Source organism: Geomonas sp. (assembly GCF_035254065.1).
GTDB lineage: Bacteria > Desulfobacterota > Desulfuromonadia > Geobacterales > Geobacteraceae > Geomonas.
Window position 1 is genome coordinate 1 of record NZ_DATFBA010000005.1, and the last position, 18,385, is coordinate 18,385.

Below are 18,385 nucleotides of genomic sequence, written 5' to 3' on the forward strand. Positions count from 1 at the left end.
ATGTTGCAACAAAACCTGTCGATTAAGATGGCTAGCATCTATCCACGGAGGTTCTATGGAGAAGCCTAAACTCCTCGATCAGTTACGAGATGCGATCCGCATCCGGCATTATAGCTACCGTACAGAGCAAACCTATGTACTCTGGGCAAAGCAGTACATTCTCTTTCACGACAAGCGCCATCCCGCCGATATGGCCGAAAAGGAGATTGGTGAATTTTTAACATATCTCGCTACTAAACGCAAAATATCTTCATCAACGCAGAATCAGGCATTGAACGCGATCATATTCCTCTACAAACACGTCCTCGGGAAAGACATTGGGTTGATCGATGGAGTAGTCAGGGCAAAACGAACTCTGCACCTGCCAGAGGTGTTTACGAAGGAGGAAGTAAAAGCAGTATTGGACCGGCTGACCGGGCAGAACTGGCTGATGGCCAGCCTGCTCTATGGAGCGGGGCTGAGGCTAATGGAGTGCCACAGGCTCCGGGCGTTCTCCCTCGCCCATTCTTGCGGGTAAAGTAGCTCCCCCTCCATCTTTCGATCCCTGTCTAACGCCATAGACCGAGCCTGTTTGGCCTGCGCCTCGATCTCCTTCTTTTTGGCAAGCCCCAACTTCTTTTCGGTGGACTCTCTGCACGCTCCTTCAAGCTCGCCGCCTCGTTAATTGCGGTTCTCGTTTGAGATGTTATCGTTTATTTTCGCCTGAGCATGGCAGCACCCGGCTGATTTGATCGCACACGGAACGGAAGTCGCCGTAGGTTTGCGAGGGGGAAAGGGGGGGCAATGGAACTTGTACGCATGCTCGTGCTCACCGTCATTTTCACTGTCATCACACTTGGCAATGCCTTCGCGATTAATCTGACGCCTGGCGACTACAAGATAACGTCCTGGATCGAGTCGCCTGCAGGTGGTATTGGCAGTATACAAAAACGTGTTGAGCACGTTAGAGACGCCGAGGCGGATTTCACGAAAATGTTCACCATTGAACGGTGTAAACTGCTATCGAAAAACATGACCGCCAATACCTTGACGTTTGAACTGGCGTGCGAGTTTCCGCCGCCTTCAATTTCCGGTAATTTCTCCTTTAATGGCGATTCCTTTGAAGGAAGGCTCCGCTATGGTTACAAAAACGAAGTTATGAATGTGGGGATGCGCGGCACAAGAATAGACACCGCTGCGGAACCTAATCTGCAATCTGGTGAAAGACAGGCAGAAATCGATAAAAAGTTGCAGGAACTCTGGGCCAAGATGAAATCATATTTGGCCAGCGGCGATGTTGGCAATGCTCTTGAGCTCTTTCATCCGGATAAGCGAGAGAAGTGGAGGACCATTTTCGAAGAAGCCAAAAAACAAAACATGTTGCCGAAGATGGTGAGCGACATGGTCAGTCTAAACTTGATACGGATTGATGATGACCATGATGAAGCGATTTACCGATTGAGGGCCATAGTGGACGGGCAGAGGACAGGCTCTCAGGTCGTCTTCCAGAAAGATCAAAGTGATAACTGGTACATCGTGGATTTTTAGATGGATGACCTGAGGGAGGAAGTTGGCGCCGCACCAATTGGTGCTTTACACAGGGCGGTTCGCCTCGCCTGCGCTCCACTTTGGCGCGCTCGGCTTGCGCCCTGTGCAAAGCCCTACCGGTCGCCGGCGTTGTTCTCCATTGTAATAGCGATATAATGGCTGAGCTAAGATGTAACCTAGGTAGACAGGCCTTAATTGCCTCGGATATCCTAAAAGCCCGTCTGGAGAAGAGTGCAGGAAATTTTGGGAGCCGGATCAAGGAGCGCACCATGACAGTAGAAGATAGCGAGAAGCGTTACCGCGCACTTTTGCTGGCAAGCTCCGATGTGGTGTACCGGATGAGCCCGGATTGGGGAGAAATGCGCGAGCTTCTAGGCAGGGATTTTCTGTCAGACACGGTAGCGCCGATAACCGACTGGCTGCAGAAGTATATCCATCCTGACGACCAGTCGCACGTCATGGAGGTCATCAAAGAAGCTATCAGTACCAGGAGCACCTTCCAGTTGGAACACCGGATCCTGCGGGCGGACCACACAATAGGCTGGACCTTCTCGCGTGCTGTCCCCTTGTTCGACCATGCTGGCGAAATCGTCGAGTGGGTCGGGGCTGCCATAGACATCACCGGACGCAAGGAAGCCGAAGAGGCGCTTAAGAAGTCCGAACGGAAATTCTCGACATTCTTCCATGCTGCGTCGGTGCTGATGACCATAACTACATTCGAAGAGGGAAGGGTCATTGACATAAACGAGGTAGCTCTGCAGTCGTTGGGGTACACACGTGAGGAGATAATTGGCAAGACGGTGCACCAGACGCACATATGGGACGATCCGGCTGACCGAGAACTGGTTCTGCAAATGCTCGAAGGGCAAGGGTCAATTCGAAACCTGGAGATCAGAATTAGGGGAAAGAGCGGAAAACTCGTCATCGGTCTTCTGTCTGCCGAATCAATTGTTGTTGACGACGAAAGATGGATTCTTGCGGTAACCAGGGACATCACGGAACGTAAAGAGGCCGAGGAAAAAATCAAGCAGTTAAATGCCGAACTGCAGGTTGCCAATAAGGAACTGGAAGCATTCAGTTACATGGTTGCCCATGACCTGCGCAACCCACTTAACGTCATGAGCAACAGCTTTCAGGCTGTTGAGCTCTTGTGCGGAGAACGGCTCCCGCAGGAGTGCCGTGAGGTCTTGCAGCTCGGCTACCAAAGTACCGTCCGCATGAATCAGATGATCGGAGCGCTACTCGACTTCTCCCGTATGGCTCACGTCGAGCCTCGACGGGAAAAGATAGATGTCTCTGCCATGGCAGCGGAGGTCGCCGCTGAGCTCAGGCTGACAGCGCCGGAGCGAAAGGTCCAGTTTGAAATCACTGAGGGACTCACGGCTGATGCCGATGGTAACCTGCTTCGGGTCGTGCTAGACAACCTGATAGGTAATGCGTGGAAATATACGGTCACACAAGCGGCACCCGTGATACAGTTCGGCACCCTCACCATGGACGGAAAGCAGGTCTTTTTCGTCCGCGACAACGGACCTGGCTTTGAGCATTCGGAGGAGGAGCAAATTTTCACCCCCTTTCACCGCCTGGCCGGCACTCAAAAGGTTAAAGGATTCGGCATTGGCCTAGCAACAGTGGAGCGAATTGTCCAGCGGCACGGCGGTCGAATCTGGGCTAAAGGCGAGCCAAACCATGGGGCTACCTTTTACTTCACTCTGTCCGAGGAATAAGCGAACAGCTCTTGCCCGGTGGGCGGTGGTGGATTCGTTGACCGCCTTCGACCACCGGCGAAAATGTAAAGCTAAACGAGCAAAACCCTCACCGACAAATTCCCTTCTTTTTTCCATGCTGGAAGTTCTCCTTTCCCTTGTTACCAACCACTGCTGAAAAAATGACAAAGTAATACATTTAACGTACTTTGAAGTGTCATGAATAAAAAATGAAATATCCTGAAACAAATGAAGCATCCATACAGAATAAAGGCAAAAGTCAACAAAACATAAGCATTGTAACCGTAATGCAAGATAAAATAACTGGTGCATTTGCTTCGCAAGCACCAGTGATAACTATTATTTTTGTGCACCACTCCAGAAAGTAGGTGCAAAAAATATCGTAAATCTTTACAATTACGAATGTTGATCGGGTTCATTGTGAAAATGGCAGTTATTTTAGCGAGTTGCGATGGCCGCAAAAAAGCCGACAGTTGAGAAAGAAAAACGCTTCGAAGTGGCCTTTCAAAGGTCTCGCAAGACCCAGGACGGAAGCCGCGAGGTTGCACAAGGCCTTAGCTTTTTGCGTCAGATGGATCGCCTGTTCGTCTCGGGATCGTCCAGGCGAGGGCGAGCTTTTGGCGCTGGAGTATTCGTCAGAACTCCGTGGAAGTGGGCGCAGCGCGTGGTGGTGAAGGCAAGTGTTGTAAGCGGGCGAGGACAAAATAACAGGGCACTTTTAAAGGCCCATATCTCCTACATCACGAGGGATAGCGCCTGTGAGATCTCGCAAGCCAAGCTCTATAACGAGAAGGCAGATGTGAGTCCCCAGGACCTAAATAACTTCCTCGATGATGCCGCGAGTGATCGTCATCATTTCAGGTTCATCATCTCGCCTGAAAATGCCCATGACCTCGATCTTAGCCTCTTTACAAGAGACCTCGTCAATCAGATGGAGAAGGATCTCGGAACGAAATTAACGTACCTCGCGGCGAATCACGGAAATACCGATAACCCGCATATCCACCTCATCATTCGGGGAAAAGACGAAAAGGGTAAGGACTTGTTGATAGCCAGGGACTACCTATCGCACGGCATCAGGGGAAGGGCGAGTGAGCTTGCCACAAAGGAGTTAGGGCACAGGTCAGAGCTGGAAATTCGAAGGGGCATCACCGCACAAATCTCCAAAGAGCGCTTCACCGAGATCGACCGAGATCTCGTACGAGAGGCGAACTCGAATGATCAAGGTACGGTCGATCTGAGACAAAAAGGGCTTTACCACAAGAGCTTTTCGACCTTCAAACGGCAGGTGCGTCTGCGGCGCCTGGAGGAGCTTAAGAAGTGGGGTTTGGCCTCTGAGACCTCACCAGGTGTTTGGCGTCTTGAAGACGGCTTTGAAGCCACAATGCGCGAAATGGGGGTGCGGGGCGACATCATAAAGACCATGCACAAGGCGCTGAAGGAGGCACCACATCGAGAATATGCCATCTTTGATCAGGACGATCCGAATCAATTGAACATTACCGGAAAGGTCGTGGAAAAGGGGCTCGTGAACGAGCTTAACGATAAAAAATACCTGATCGTCTCTGCGACCGATGGTCGAGCCTACTATGTCCCCTTATCCAAATTCTCTGAAGACCTTGAGGCTGGAAGTAAGCTCGGGGATGTCGTCACCATCTCGGTTAAAAGGGGAGAGGGGATCGCTCGGAAAGTGGACCACACCATCAACAAAATCACTCTCGAAAACGGTGGCATCTATTCAGCGCGGGATCATTTGGAAAAGGTATCGTGGTTGAAAGGTAAAGGTGTGGCGCCTGAGGAGTATGTTGAAAACCATGTGAAGAGACTTGAGGCCCTGGAGCGCCGTGGGCTTGTGCACCGGGTAGGCGAGAAAACCTGGAAAGTGCCTCACGATTTCACCGAAAAGCTCCAACTTCTCGGCGCCGGGCAAACAAGAAATTTCGTAAAGGTGAAGGTCGAAAGAAGTCTGCAAATAGGTCTGAAAGGCCCCGGCGACCGTGAGCTTTTTTGATTTTATTCTCTCAAGCAGGGGGGGCGATTTCCGATGTCAGGAGTCGCTCCGATCGGATTTAATATGGGGGAACTTGAGTCGGCCGGTTTAACAGGTCTACAACCTCCCGGGCCACGAATGTCCTGTTTCGCCGCTGGTCCTTCAGGGGCTCTACTATCCCCAGTTCCTGGAGCTGGGAGAGCGCTTTATTAGCTGCCGGGAAAGCAACACCAAGCCCCTTTAGCACCTGGTTCACGGTGACCACAGGAGTGCCGATAAGAAAATCCGGCAGACGGTTCGCCGCTGCGTCGGCACGAAGTTTTAAAGTCGAAATCGCCTCCCTCCACTTTCCCGCAATAGCAGTAAGCTCTTTGGCGATTTGGATAGACTCGCGACAGGCGACTTCAACACCAGTGGCTATGAACCTCACCCATTCGGTCCATTCTCCTCGGAGCTGAACAGCGCCCAGCGTTTGATAATACATGTCCTGGTTGGCTTTCAAGAACCCTGCGAGATATACGGGGGGGTATCCCTCGGCCGCCAACATGAGGGGAAGGAGGATCCGACCGACGCGGCCATTGCCATCTATGAACGGGTGGATGGTTTCGAACTGAGCATGCACGATGGCAAGACGAATGACCAAGGGAACCTCGAAGAAGTCTTCTTCGGGCGGAATGTACTGAAGAGCCCGCACCAGGTCCTCCACACAGTCAGCCACGCGGTCAGGCGGCGGAGGGACAAACTTGGCGTCATAAATCCGCAGCCCCCCTATCCAGTTCTGGCGGGTTCTGAACTGGCCCGGTGTGTCGCCGTACCCTTGCACGCCGGCCATCAGGTGAGCATGCAGGTCCCTAATCAGGTTCGTGGTCAGCGCCTTGATTCCTTCCCGTTCAACCCGCTGGAGTCCGTACTCCAGAGCCTTGACATAGTTGAGGGTGACGACGACATCCTGCGGAAGACCTTCGTCGCTTCCAGTGGCTTCAAAGGTAAGCAGGTCGTCCATGTCGGAGCTGGTCCCCTCGATCTGGCTGCTTCGTACAGCCTCTCTCCGGTCCAGGGTCCTGGTTACGAGGTTCGGGTTTGGGAGGGATGCCACTGAGGCCTGAAGAAGCCCCAATGCCTCATGCGCCCTGGTAACCTCGCCCCGGAGTCCCTGCAGGTTAACCCGGATGGGAGTTGGAGGCGGGACAAGGGCAAACGCTCCGGGATGTGAGGTCAGTGGCACTAGCAGCTGTTGCCGCTCGGCGCTTAAGTCGTTTTTTCGCATAAAGGCTACCTGTTTTTATGTTTCAGCCTTATTAACATATAACAGCGTAAACGTAAATAAGCGAATCGGCTATTAACGGCTAATATTCGGGTGCCAGTTTCAAGGCATCCCCGTCAGAAATTTTTCCAGCAGACGAGTCACCCGTTCGCCGAAAAAGGATACGGTGGAGGATACGGTTGTCCCGAAGACCACCATGCGATTATTTTTTTCTAAGTCGCGAGGGCTGGAAATGCTGCCAAACCAGCTGCAAAAAAGGATACGTGAGAGGATACGGTAGGCGTAAATACAAACAAAGGGGTTACGGTGGAAGACCGTAACCCCTTGTTTTTAATGGCGGAGAGATAGGGATTCGAACCCTAGGTACCTTTCGGTACACCTGATTTCGAGTCAGGCACCATCGACCACTCGGACATCTCTCCGTTTTCTAATTTTGCCTGCTTCTTCTTTGCCCGTAAAGAGCTGAAGAAGTTTGTTAATAATGCTGAGGTCTCGTCTCCCCGCACTCCTGGGGTCAGCTCGACGCTGTGGTTGAGCCTCTTGTCGTTGGAGAGATCGTACAGGGATCCGGCTGCGCCGCCTTTGGGGTCGAAGCTTCCGAAGACCACCCGGTCCAGCCTGCTCAGGATGACGGCTCCCATGCACATCGTGCAGGGTTCAAGGGTAACGTAGAGGGTGGCTCCGGTCAACCGCCAGGTGGAGAGCTTCTTGGCTGCTTTCCGTATGGCGATCATCTCGGCGTGGGCTGCGGGGTCTTGCTTGCTCTCACGCAGGTTGTGCCCCCGCGCGATAACCACTTTGCCCTTCACGATGACGCAGCCGATGGGGACCTCGCCTATCGCCTCGGCTTTCTTCGCCTGGGCAATGGCTTTTCCCATCCAGTAAGCGTCGTCCCTTTCCATCGATTCCTTTGCTACTGCTCTCTTCAACGAGTCGTTACAATTACCACGCACAGAATTGGGCTGTCAAGCTGTTTCAGTGCCACGGGCGGGCACCTTTGTTCATGGATGCAGCTGTGTTCCCCCTCCCCGGCCCTCCCCCTTCGGGAGAGGGAGAGCTAAGAGAGTTGAGGTTAGTGCAGGCCTTCGCCGGTGGTGGTCATCACCAGTTTCCCGTGCTTCACGCCTTTTACGCCGATCAGTTCATCGGCTATTTTCTTCACGTCCCGGGTCTTGCCGCGCACCACCAGGACCTCCAGGCAATTGTGGGCATCGAGGTGGACGTGCAGCGCGGATACGATCTGGTCGTGGTAGGCGTGCTGCTGCTCGGTGAGCTTGTCGGAGAGGTCGCGGACGTGGTGGTTGTAGACGAGGGTCACGGTGCCGACCCCTTCCTTCTCTCCCTCGTCCCAGTCCAGCTCTATCTGGGCGGCCCGGATCAGGTCGCGGATCGCCTCGGATCGATTGGCGTAACCCTTTTGCTCTATCAGCTTGTCGAAGCTCTCAAGGAGCTTGTCATCCATGGATATTCCGAATCTTACTGTCTCACCCATGCCCTTCCTCTCTTTCATAAAGTTGCGGCAGTATAATAAAGCGCGAAGCTTTTAGCCAGAAAAAGGCACAGGGACACCCAAAAGAGGCACGGGATAAGGGAACTCTACAGGATGATGCGAGGCTTCCCTCACCCCTGCCCTCCCCCGTGGAGGGAGGGCGAGCTTATGAGTGTCTGAAAAGGGGGTAGTGCACGTCTTGTGTCAGACTGCCCTGCTGCTGGGGGTGAGGTAGCTCTTGATTCCGGTCTCGAAGGGGGTGGGCTGGAAGCCGAAGGTGTTCTGCCAAGCGCCGTCGCAGTAGTTTCCCTGCACCAGCATGGTGATCTGGTCGGAGGTGATCGGGAAGAAGGAGAGCTGCTCCAGCATGGGCACGACCAGCCGCATCAGCAGGAGCGGGTTTTTCACCTTGCAGACTTTGTTCATGCCGATGGCCCGCCCGATAGTGTCCAGGAGCTCGTTGTAGCTCATCCGGTCCGGGCCGCACAGCTCGTAGGTGTGTTTGATCGTTTCCACCCTGTCCAGCGCCTCGACGAAGCAGCGCGCCACGTCGTCCCCCGAGATCGGTTGCATCTGGTATTCGCCGTCGCCGATCACCGGCATGGCTGGAAACGTCCGCATGTACCCTGCCAGCTTGTTGATGAAGTCGTCCTTTGGTCCGAAGATGATGGAGGGGCGGAAGATAGTGTAGTCGAGCCCGCAATTGCGGACTTCCTCCTCGGCGGCGAATTTAGTCTGGAAGTATTTGGCGCGGCTGCCAGCCTTGGTGCCCAGCGCGGACATCTGGAGGTGGCGGGTGATGCCACACTGCTGGGCGGCGGCGATGACGTTCCGGGTGGCCTGCACGTGAAGCTTCTCGAAGGTGATGCCGCGCTGGGGAAATTCGCGGATGATGCCGACCAGGTTGATGGTGGCCTCGCATCCCTTGACCCCGTTGACGAAGCTGGAGAGTTCGGTGACGTCCCCCTCGACCTCCTCGATGCCAGCTTCGCTGCCGGTCCCTTTCTTGCGCACCAGAAGCCTGATGGTATGTCCCTTGGCGAGCAACGCCTGCCGAAGGTGACCGCCAACGAAACCGGTACCGCCTGCCACAAATACCCGCATAACGCCTCCTTTCGCCCCACTGCTGGGAGATATTGTACCAGCAGCATGGATACGGCGCTCAAAACTATATATCATTCATGATAGAGTCACAAGCAATCCCTCCTGTTCCCTTTATCAAGGGGGGAGATGATTCTGAAGATCGTCGATCATCAGGTAAACTTTTTAGGCGAACGGGGTATAGTGTATACAAGTTCTTGTGCTTGACGACTTTGTATGTTAAAAAGCTTCCTAATCTTATACGCTTGAGGAGACTATCCATGGCCGATCAGAATGAGGTTGTGCAGGGTGATGTTTGTTACACGTTCGAAGCTGCGATAGAAATGGCCACCAAGATGGAGGATGAGGGATTCAGGGCCTACCTCGCCGCGCTTCGTATCGTCAAGGATAAGGCTGCGCGCCAGATCTTCAAAGAGGCGGCGCTCGATGAGCTCGAACACAAGCATCAGCTGGAGAAGGCGCTGGTGGATGGTGAGATGAAGGGTGGCGCCGACCTGCAGCAGCCGGTCCCCACCATGAATCTCGATTACGTGCTGGCCAAGCGCGAGCTGCGTCCCGAATCTGACGCCCGCGAGGCGCTTGCCTACGCCATCCATCTGGAGAAGGGCTCCATCGACTTCTATAGCCGGCTCTCCAGGGGGTGCTCCGGCGCTCCCATGGGTAAGCTCTTCCAGCAGATGATGGCTGACGAGACCCGTCACCTGCAGTCGCTGGAAGATCTGTACGAGTGCCACTTCATGGCGGAGAACTAGGCGGATCTCTAACCCCATCCTCACCCTGTCCCTCCCCCCGCCTTGGCCAAGGCTACGGCGGGCAGGCATTGAAGGGGAGGGGCCGTGCGGCGGGACATTTCGTTTCAGGAACAAAATAAAAATCCCCTCGCCCGATTCGGGTGAGGGGATTTCGTTTTTTCGGGCTCGCTCTGGTGCAGCAGTGCTTCTAGAGGATCTCCACCAGGCGGATGTCGAAGTTGAGCGCCTGGCCGGCCAGCGGGTGGTTGGCGTCGATGGTGATGGTTTCGTCGTTGACGTCGGTGATCATGACCTGGAAAGCCTGGCCGTCTTCCTGGGTCACCTCGAGCTGCTGTCCGACTTCCGGCGTCATGTCGGCGGGAAGCTCGCTGCGGGGAACCACCGCCACCATTTCCTCGATCCGCTCGCCGTAGGCCTCTTCAACCGGGATGTGCACGGTCTTCGATTCGCCGACCGCCAGGCCCATCACGCCTTTATCGAAGCCGGGGATAACCTGGCCGGCGCCGATGGTGAAATCAAGCGGGCCGTGTCCGCATCCGCACCCGTCGTCCTCGCACTCCGAGGAGTCGAATACGGTGCCGTCGTCAAGCCTTCCTGTATAGTGAACCTTTACGCGGTCCCCTTCTTTTGCTTGTGCCATTGCGTACCACCTTTCCTGTGTTTTGGGTGTCCAATTAGCTAAATGTAGCAGATGCCCCTACCGGAATCCATCTTTATTTCCTCGGTCTCCCTATCGTCAGCTGACTTCATCCTTCACTTCCCGTGGCGGAAATGGTATGTATCCTGAGGGGGTATCATGGAAACGAAAAACAGATCGATCATCTTCAACGGGCTGGTGGTCGATGTCGAGCAGATGGACGTAAAGATCGGGGAGCAGGGGTGGTACACCTACCAGATCGTGCGCCATCCGGGGGGCGCTGCCATCCTGCCGCTGCACGATGACGGCACCATAACGCTGATCCGCCAGCTTCGTCCGGCGGTGGGGGATTTCATGCTGGAGCTTCCCGCCGGCCGGCTGTCCCCGGACGAGGACCCGGCGCTTTGCGCGGAGCGGGAGCTTGTCGAGGAGACCGGGCTGGTCGCCTCCTCCATCGTCTCACTCGGGCTGCTGCACACGTCGCCGGGAGTATTCGACGAGATCATCCACCTGTACCTCGCCACCGGCCTCTCCCAGGGAGAAGCTGCCCCGGAGGACTACGAGGAGATCTTCTGCGTCCGCCTACCGCTTAAGGACGCTGTCGAGATGGCTGCCGAAGGAAAGATCACTGATGGGAAGACGATCGCGGCGCTTTTGCGCGCGCAGAGGCTGGTGAAATGATACTGGTGGCGCGCGTGGGCTCGGAGCAGGCGGGGATGCGGCTTGACGACGGCGTGAAGGCGCTGTTTCCGCAGCTCTCCAAGGGGGAAATCAGAAGGATCATCGACTGGGGCGGCTGCAACATCTCGGAGACACTGGTGCGGGTCGCCTCCCGGACGCTCAAGGAAGGGGACGAGGTCGCCTTGGGCATCATGGGCGCAGAACGCTGCATCGATCTCGTCTATAGCCGGGAAGAGCTTCTCTACGAGGACAAGGACTTCCTCGCGGTCTACAAGGCGGTAGGCGTCAACAGCCAGCGCACCCCGTACCAGCTGAAGGGGACGGTGGAGTATGCGGTGGAATGTTACATGCGGAGCATCGGGCTGAAGGACCCCTCCCGGGTCGTGCACCGGTTGGACCGTGGAACCAGCGGCGTGATGTTTTTCCCCAAGCACAAGCAGGCGGCCACCCTGATCTCCAACCTGCTCAGGGACGGCAAGGTGGAGAAGACCTACTGGGCGTTGGTCTCCGGCTCGCCCGACCAGCAAAGCTGGAAGGTGGACGCTCCCATCGCGAAGATGAGCAAGTTCAGGTATGGCGTGGCCGTCAACGGCAGGCCTGCCAAGACGGTCTTTAACGTACTCGGGGAAGGGGGCGGGGTGACCGCGATAGAGGCCAAGCCTCTCACCGGTCGTACCCACCAGATTCGTGTTCATCTCGCCCATTCCGGATTCCCCATCATCGGCGACGAGAGTTACGGGGGCATCCCCGCGCCGCGCATGATGCTGCACTGCCGCAGCATGCGCTTCAAGGGGGCGAAGGGAAAGGTCATCGAGGCGGTGGCGCCGGTTGATAAGGAGTTCGCCGAGGCGGCGCCGGTTGGGGTGCTTGACCAGAGAGAGAGTTAGACTTCCGTGATGGCGGCTGCGGTCGGGATCCTTCACGAGGTAGGGGGATTCCCTCCCCCCGACCCTCTCCCGGAGGGAGAGGGTCGGGGGGGTAAGAGCCGGTTTAGAGAAACTGATAAAGGATAGAGTTCAAAAAATAGGAGGGGATGATGAAGAAGAATCTGCTTGTGATGTCGTTTCTGGTGGTCTTGGCGGTGGCGTCTTCGATGGCGGTCTGGGCGAGCCAGCAGGGGGCGGCGGAACCGGCGTGCGATAAGTGCGCGAAGAGTCAGCAGCAAAAGCCTTGCTGTGCGAAGGAAGGAAAGGCCGCGCAGGGGGCTGCGGACTCCGCCAAGGTGAAGGGGGCGGAGTGCGACAAGTGTCCCAAGAAGCAGGCTGATTGCCCGATGCATGCCAGCGGCGCGCAGTGCGAGAAGTGCGCGAAGCTCGGTGCGAAGGGGCCGTGCCCGGACTGCGCAAAGGCAGCGAAGTCGGGTCATGGGTGCGACAAGTGCCCGAAGGTTGCCGAGACCAAGCCGTGTCCGCATGAAGGGTGCGACAAGTGCCCGAAGAAGCCGTGATGCCTTCCTCGCCTTAACCCCATCCTCACCCTGTCCCCCTCCTTCGCCTAAAGGCTCCGGCGGGCAAGCTTCCCCTTGAAGGGGAGGGAACAAGATGTGGGCCGTACACATGAAAAGGCCGCTCCCTTTACAAAGGCAGCGGCCTTTTCTGTTCCATCAGTTGTCTAATCAGGTCCTGAATCTCCCTCCAACTCTCCCTCCCCTTCCAGGGGAGGACAGGGGTGAGGATGGGGTACGGTAGCTTATATCTATGACAGCGGCCACTTGCTGCTGTGCGGATCGAAGTCCGTTTGGGTGGTGTGCTCGGGCCCTCCGCGCAGGATCGCCCGCACCGGTGCCCCGTCGCCGTCCTTTACCTTCAGGGGAAGGCAGATCAGCTCATATTCTCCTGGCGCCACCTCTGCCAGGTTCAATCCCTCCAGGATGATGATCCCTTTCTCAAGGAGCTTGTGGTGCACATCTCCGCTGCCAGTGATACTTTCGATGGAGAGGTAGTCGATCCCCACCAGCCTGACTCCCACCTCTATCAGGAAGCTGGCACCTTCGGAGGTCAGCGTCGCGTAATTCTCCACGAACTCGCTCTCCTTCCAGAGCTCGGAATTGCCGGTCTTGATCAGCAGCCGCTCGACGCCCCTCACCGGCAAACGTTCCAGTTCGTGCCTGCCGATTTCGAAGGTATTGGTGATCTCCACCACCTGTGCCTTGCCGACGAGCAGGTCGAGGGGGATCTGGTCGACCGGTAGGCCCTCCTGGTCGAAATGACGGGGAGGGTCCAGGTGGGTACCGCTGTGGGTACAGAGGGTGATGCGGGAGACGTTGGCGACATCGCCGTCGGCGATGCTGGTCCAGGGGGCGATGTCTATCGGCGGGTCTCCGGGATAGACCGGCAGTTCTGACGACAACGGCAGGGTGATGTCATGGATCCGCATCGGCGCCTCCTGTTGATGGGTAAAGTGGGGGGACGGCTTAGATTATACCGTACTACCGCCTACTTCACCTCGGCGATCAGCCGGTCCAGGTCGCTTTCGTCAAAGGCGTAGTGCTCCCCGCAGTACTCGCAGGTTACTTCGGCGCCATGCTGCTCCTCGTGCAGGGAGGCCAGCTCCTTTTTCCCCATGGAGATCAGCACCCGCTCGATCCTTTCCCGGCTGCAACTGCAGGCGAAAGCAAGCTCGCGCTTTTCGAGGATGTCATAGGGAGTGCCGGCAAAGAGCAGCTCCAGGATCTCCTCTGGACTCTTCTTGGCGTGCAGAAGCTCGCTCAAGGGGGGCATCCACTCGATGCGGGCCATCAGCTCCTCGACCACCTCCGGATCGACCGGAGGGACAGCCTGGATCATGAAGCCGCCAGCGGCCGCGACGGTCCCGTCCAGTTCGATGAACTCGGCAAGGCCGACGGCGGAGGGGATCTGCTCGGATTCCACCAGGTAGAGGGCGAGGTCCTGCGCGATCTCGCTGGAGTGGAGTTGCACCGTCCCGCGGTAGGGCTCTTTCAGTCCCAGATCCTTGGCGACGGTCAGGAAACCTGCACGTCCCAGCGCCCCGGCCACGTCCAGCTTGCCGTCCGGGCGAAGCTCATGGACGTGGGGATCGCCGACGTAGCCGCGCACACTGCCGTTACTGTCCGCTTCCACCAGGATCTTTTTAAGGGGGCCGTTACCTTCGTAGCGAAGCGCGACCCGCTGACCGGTCTTCAGAAGCGCGCCCATCAGGGTGCCCGCCGTCAGGGCGCGGCCAAGGGCAGCCGTCGCGGTGGGAAGGGTGCCGTGCCGCTGGCAGATCTCTGAAACCAGGCCGGTGGTGACGCAGGCAAGTCCCCTGACATTTCCCTGCTTGGAAATAATGCGCACCAGGTAATCTGTCATAACACCACCCCCACTCTGCCTACGATTTCTCCATCTTTCAGCGACAATTCCTTCAGGGTGATCAGGTCCCACGGGTTGATCCCCAGTCCCTTCACCCGGTAGGCGAAGAGTTCGGCCAGGCGCGGCACCTTGTTGAGGTCGCAGACGATCAGGTCTCCCGCGCAGCTCAGGAAGGGAACCCGCTCCACGAACTTCCTGGTCAGCCAGTCGATATCCACCGGCCCCACCTTCTCGATCTTCAGCAGGACGATTTTCCTGGAGGAGCTGAATTCTATCCCCTGCACGCTGAAGGTGGCTGAAAAGGGGATGGCGAAGGGGACCAGCCGCTTCTTGACCTTGCCGGCGATGTCGCCGTAGCCGTCGAAGATGCCGATGGAAAGCTCCACCAGTTCGTCGTCCAAGGCCTGGCTGAGGAACTCGCGCTGCAGGTAGGCCTGGGTGATACGGAACTCGCGTTTAAGCAGCAGTTCCTTCAGGTTCTGATCTTTTACCAACTCGGCGAGCGAGGGATTTTTTATGCGGTCGAAGATGCTCATGTGTATATCAGCTCCGTTAGACTAAACTGCCGCGAATGGCGGGGCACCATCCATATCGACGCCCGGGTTCCCCCTCCCTGACCCTCCCCCTTCGAAGAGGGGATGTCGGATAGCGCTAGGGGATGTCGGTGCGGCACGGGGTTAGACGAGGCCGGCGGTGTAGTTGAACTCTGACGACCCTTGCACGCCCACCGACTTGCGGTACGCCTCGATCGCCCGTTCGCGCTGCTCCGGCTGCAGGTGGGAGAGGTCGAGGACGAAGGAGCCGCAACCCATCTGCCTGAGCTCGTTTCTGTGCTGGGTGATGGCGAACGGGGTCTGGGCGCTCACCACGGTCAGGTGATCCTTCACCTTTACCGGATAGGCCTCGCCGCGGTCCGACATCAGCGGCGCTTCCCCCTTGATGTCCTTGATGGCGATCTTCGAGGTGATCACCGGCACCTGGGTGTAGAGCATCGCGCTTCTCTTGATCTTGACATCGCTTGCCAGAAGCTGCGCCATGTTCTCGCGGTCGTCCTCGATGTACAGGGTCGCCCGCACTGCCCCCAGTTCCTGCCAGGAGAGGAGTGCCTGGCTGTTCAGCGAGAAGAGCCGGTAATCGGTGGAGAGTTCGGCGTCGGTCCCCTTGAAGAACTGGAAGTGGGACAGGTTGGTGAGCTCGAAGCGCTTGAAGCCGCAACGCAGGATGGCTCCGATGGCCTCGCGATAGAAGGGGAGCTCGGCTTCGAAGATGATGAAGGGGAGCTGCCAGATCACCCGCTGCTCGCCACCTTTCACTTTGCGGCCGAACTGGGCGAGCTGATGCATGTTGGCCTTGGAGACCGGGAGGACAACCGCGTCCACGATCTCCCGGTGCATCTCGAACCAGTCCTTGATCTGCTCGATCTTGACCAGCAGCTCGTCCTTGCCTTTGGAGGAGTGCGGGTGTCGCGGTACCAAGGAGGCGAGCGCCGCTTGCCTGCCGTCTCCGCTTTTCCTTTTCAGGGTGCCCACGCTCTGCTCGCCAAGCCAGGCGTAGAAGGTGCGGCGGATCTCCTTCAGCCTGGGGGGCGGGATGAGCAGCGCCGGGAAGCCGGGCGCCGACAGCGAGGCGAGCACGAAGGGGGTCTCGCCGCTTTTGGAGAACTGTGATCTCAGCACACCTTCCATGTCGGTGGAGCGGGACGCTTCCAGGGGGCCCAGGTGGTATTCGGTGGTGAAGCGGGAGCCGAGCACCTCCGCCTCGATCATCAGCGACTCGTCCTGGTGGGCAAGCCGCAGGTTGCAGGGGATGCTGTCGCCCTTCACCGCTTCCAGCCGTTTCAGGCAGGCGCTCTCGCTCATGGTGAAGGCGGTCTCCGAAGAGACCTTGAAGACGGAATCGCCGAGCTTGAAGGGGAAGGGGGAGGTCGCGGAGACCATGGTGTTTTCCCGGGCGCTCATCACATTCTTGCCGCCCACGAAGAGGTCCTTCAGCGTGAAGGCCCTCCCCGCCATGTCGCTCCTGGGCTGCACCCTGATCCGGTCCCCGACGTGCAAGCGGTCGCGGGTCTCGAAGCTGATCCGGTGTCCCCTGATCTCCCTGATATCACCCAGGTAACGGCCCGTGGCCCCTTTGATGGAGGGGGTTGCGATGTCGGTGGGCGTATGGGAGGCGAGGAATCCTTTGGTGGGGACCCTGCCGAAGGAGAGTTTCAAGAGCGACTTGGCCTCGGCCAGCGCCGCCTCGAAGGAGCTCTCCGGGGCGTCCAGCACCATCCGGTAGGCGCCGATCACGCTCGCCACGTACTCGGCGGATTTCATCCTCCCCTCGATCTTGAGGGAAGCGACCCCCGCCTTGACCAGTTGGGGGATCATGTCGATGCTGGAGAAGTCGTTGGTGGAGAGGTAGTATCCTTCTTTTCCCTTGTGTTTGTACTGGCGACGGCAGGGCTGCGCGCAGCGCCCACGGTTGCCACTATGCCCGCCCAAGAAGGAGGAGAAGTAGCATTGCCCGGAAAATGAGAAGCAGAGGGCTCCGTGGATGAAGCACTCGATCTCGGCGCGGCTCTCTGCCACGATGGTGCTGATCTCGTCGATGTGCAGCTCGCGGGCGAGCACCACGCGCTCGAAGCCCAGTTCCTCCAGCTGTCTCACCCCGAGCGAGTTGTGGATGGTCATCTGCGTGGAGGCGTGCAGCGGGATACCGGGGAAGAACTCACGGGCCAGCCGGGCGACCGCCATGTCCTGGATGATGACGCCGTCGATCCGCATCGCTTCCAGACTGGCGAGGGTATCGATGAGCTGGGGGAGTTCGGCCTCTTTGACCAGGGTGTTGAGGGTGACGTACACCTTTTTGCCGTGATGGTGGGCGTAGGTGGTCATCTTCTCCATCTGGGAGAGCGTGAAGTTCTTGGCTTTGGCGCGGGCGGAGAAATCCCTGAGGCCGGCGTAGACCGCGTCCGCCCCCTTTTCCATGGCGGCGAAGAATGCTTCGAGGGATCCTGCCGGTGAGAGAAGTTCAGGTTTGACGGGGACAATTGCTTTAGTATTCGTGGACATTCGCCTAGAGTACCGGAAGGGGTAGAAAGGGTCAAGCGGTCATTAAGATCGTCACGGCGGCTGGTCAAACTCTCCCTCGCGGTCTGGGAGAGGGTAGGGGTGAGGGTGGTCACGCGTCTTGATCAATGTTGGCTGAATCGATAGTTGAGGCTTCCCCCGCCCCGGCCCTCTCCCGTAGGGAGAGGGAGGGTTGGAGTAAGTGGAGAATGGAATGATTAACGGGGGTGAGAGAGTGAACTACTTGCCCTGGGCTGGCAGATACTTATAGCTGGAGCGTTTCTTCTTGAGTTCTGCCAGTGAATAGAGTTCCGACTGGGTGATCATCCAGACGCCGTCCTCTTTTTTGAGCTTGATGCCCCTGGTGATGAATTCGGTGCCCGGCACGCTCCGATCGAAGCCGAGTCGCGCTCTCACTACGGCGGCCCGCTCACTGGTCACGGAAACCCGCACGTCCTGCATCTTCTCCCAGCAGCAGGCGGGGCGGCGCGGGGCGGAGGCGAGGGCCCTGGCGAATTGCTCCTTGCTCTGCCGGCTGGTCGCTGTCCTCTCGAAGAGCTCGTTGTATCTGCCGTCTCGCCAGAGATCGAGGATCAGTTCGAAGTCGCGAAGGACTTCCTGCTCGGAGCCGGTGGCGGGGGAGGCCTGGGTGACGATGGAGCGCCTGCGGGCGTCGGCGGGAGGCGGGGATAAAAGGCCCACCACGAAAGGCACGAAAAACACGAAAACTGCCAGGGCTCGGCGGATCAATCTTTCGTGTCTTTCCTGCTTTTCGTGGTTTGTTTTCTTTGGTTCTCGCATGGCACCTCCTTTTGAGAAAAAGTTAATGCGCCTATGATATCGCAAATGTCAT

The 18,385-nt window shown here is 57.4% G+C and carries 17 protein-coding genes, 1 tRNA gene and 1 pseudogene; 8 read left to right on the top strand and 11 right to left on the bottom strand.

Features of this window, described 5'->3' with window-relative positions; all coding sequences use genetic code 11:
* The first annotated feature begins 55 nt into the window (after positions 1 to 55).
* The 4 genes from VJ604_RS00265 to VJ604_RS00280 all read left to right on the top strand — a co-directional run bounded on the left by VJ604_RS00265 (position 56) and on the right by VJ604_RS00280 (position 5,265).
* Positions 56 to 517, top strand: coding sequence for a phage integrase N-terminal SAM-like domain-containing protein (locus VJ604_RS00265; RefSeq protein ID WP_324079381.1), 462 nt, complete (start codon positions 56 to 58; stop codon positions 515 to 517).
* Between the two features lie 266 nt (positions 518 to 783).
* Positions 784 to 1,527: a hypothetical protein gene (locus tag VJ604_RS00270; RefSeq protein WP_324079382.1), complete on the top strand. Its 744-nt coding sequence runs from the start codon at positions 784 to 786 to the stop codon at positions 1,525 to 1,527.
* A gap of 269 nt (positions 1,528 to 1,796) precedes the next feature.
* Positions 1,797 to 3,254 (top strand): sensor histidine kinase, encoded by a 1,458-nt coding sequence (locus VJ604_RS00275; protein WP_324079383.1) that lies wholly within the window; start codon positions 1,797 to 1,799, stop codon positions 3,252 to 3,254.
* A gap of 451 nt (positions 3,255 to 3,705) precedes the next feature.
* Positions 3,706 to 5,265 (top strand): DUF3363 domain-containing protein, encoded by a 1,560-nt coding sequence (locus VJ604_RS00280; RefSeq protein WP_324079384.1) that lies wholly within the window; start codon positions 3,706 to 3,708, stop codon positions 5,263 to 5,265.
* Positions 5,266 to 5,323: 58 nt separating this feature from the next.
* On the opposite strand, the gene VJ604_RS00285 is transcribed toward VJ604_RS00280, so the two are convergent.
* The 5 genes and pseudogenes from VJ604_RS00285 to VJ604_RS00305 form a co-directional block, all read right to left on the bottom strand.
* A complete protein-coding gene (locus VJ604_RS00285) occupies positions 5,324 to 6,511 on the bottom strand; it encodes a Fic family protein (protein ID WP_324079385.1) in 1,188 nt (395 codons plus the stop codon).
* A gap of 331 nt (positions 6,512 to 6,842) precedes the next feature.
* Positions 6,843 to 6,930 (bottom strand) — tRNA-Ser (locus VJ604_RS00290).
* Positions 6,931 to 6,939: 9 nt separating this feature from the next.
* Positions 6,940 to 7,410, bottom strand: a pseudogene (tadA, locus tag VJ604_RS00295) (tRNA adenosine(34) deaminase TadA); the annotation flags it as partial.
* A 170-nt stretch (positions 7,411 to 7,580) separates the two neighbouring features.
* Positions 7,581 to 8,000 (bottom strand): nickel-responsive transcriptional regulator NikR, encoded by a 420-nt coding sequence (gene nikR, locus VJ604_RS00300; RefSeq protein WP_324079386.1) that lies wholly within the window; start codon positions 7,998 to 8,000, stop codon positions 7,581 to 7,583.
* Positions 8,001 to 8,201: 201 nt separating this feature from the next.
* Entirely contained in the window at positions 8,202 to 9,101 is a 900-nt protein-coding gene (locus VJ604_RS00305; RefSeq protein ID WP_324079387.1) for a complex I NDUFA9 subunit family protein, read from the bottom strand.
* 257 nt (positions 9,102 to 9,358) lie between these two features.
* On the opposite strand from VJ604_RS00305, the gene VJ604_RS00310 reads away from it, so the two are divergent.
* Entirely contained in the window at positions 9,359 to 9,850 is a 492-nt protein-coding gene (locus VJ604_RS00310; protein ID WP_324079388.1) for a ferritin family protein, read from the top strand.
* 187 nt (positions 9,851 to 10,037) lie between these two features.
* Here the strand turns inward: VJ604_RS00310 and VJ604_RS00315 are convergent, their stop codons facing one another.
* Positions 10,038 to 10,490, bottom strand: a complete 453-nt coding sequence (locus VJ604_RS00315) for an FKBP-type peptidyl-prolyl cis-trans isomerase (protein WP_324079389.1) — start codon at positions 10,488 to 10,490, stop codon at positions 10,038 to 10,040.
* 156 nt (positions 10,491 to 10,646) lie between these two features.
* On the opposite strand from VJ604_RS00315, the gene VJ604_RS00320 reads away from it, so the two are divergent.
* The 3 genes from VJ604_RS00320 to VJ604_RS00330 all read left to right on the top strand — a co-directional run bounded on the left by VJ604_RS00320 (position 10,647) and on the right by VJ604_RS00330 (position 12,615).
* Complete coding sequence (locus VJ604_RS00320; protein WP_324079390.1) at positions 10,647 to 11,168, top strand: NUDIX hydrolase; 522 nt, start codon at positions 10,647 to 10,649, stop codon at positions 11,166 to 11,168.
* A complete protein-coding gene (locus VJ604_RS00325; protein WP_324079391.1) occupies positions 11,165 to 12,055 on the top strand; it encodes an RluA family pseudouridine synthase in 891 nt (296 codons plus the stop codon). Before VJ604_RS00320 ends, VJ604_RS00325 begins: the two co-directional genes overlap by 4 nt.
* A gap of 149 nt (positions 12,056 to 12,204) precedes the next feature.
* Positions 12,205 to 12,615 (top strand): hypothetical protein, encoded by a 411-nt coding sequence (locus VJ604_RS00330; protein WP_324079392.1) that lies wholly within the window; start codon positions 12,205 to 12,207, stop codon positions 12,613 to 12,615.
* Positions 12,616 to 12,863: 248 nt separating this feature from the next.
* Here VJ604_RS00330 and VJ604_RS00335 read toward each other — a convergent pair whose 3' ends face one another.
* The 5 genes from VJ604_RS00335 to VJ604_RS00355 all read right to left on the bottom strand — a co-directional run bounded on the left by VJ604_RS00335 (position 12,864) and on the right by VJ604_RS00355 (position 18,255).
* Entirely contained in the window at positions 12,864 to 13,544 is a 681-nt protein-coding gene (locus tag VJ604_RS00335) for a cyclase family protein (RefSeq protein WP_324079393.1), read from the bottom strand.
* Positions 13,545 to 13,603: 59 nt separating this feature from the next.
* Positions 13,604 to 14,479, bottom strand: coding sequence for an Hsp33 family molecular chaperone HslO (gene hslO, locus VJ604_RS00340; RefSeq protein ID WP_324079394.1), 876 nt, complete (start codon positions 14,477 to 14,479; stop codon positions 13,604 to 13,606).
* A complete protein-coding gene (locus VJ604_RS00345; protein WP_324079395.1) occupies positions 14,476 to 15,015 on the bottom strand; it encodes a hypothetical protein in 540 nt (179 codons plus the stop codon). The genes hslO and VJ604_RS00345 overlap by 4 nt, the downstream gene beginning before the upstream one ends.
* A gap of 141 nt (positions 15,016 to 15,156) precedes the next feature.
* Entirely contained in the window at positions 15,157 to 17,535 is a 2,379-nt protein-coding gene (locus VJ604_RS00350; protein ID WP_518517895.1) for a peptidase U32 family protein, read from the bottom strand.
* A 237-nt stretch (positions 17,536 to 17,772) separates the two neighbouring features.
* A complete protein-coding gene (locus VJ604_RS00355) occupies positions 17,773 to 18,255 on the bottom strand; it encodes a hypothetical protein (protein ID WP_324079397.1) in 483 nt (160 codons plus the stop codon).
* Positions 18,256 to 18,385: the final 130 nt, after the last annotated feature.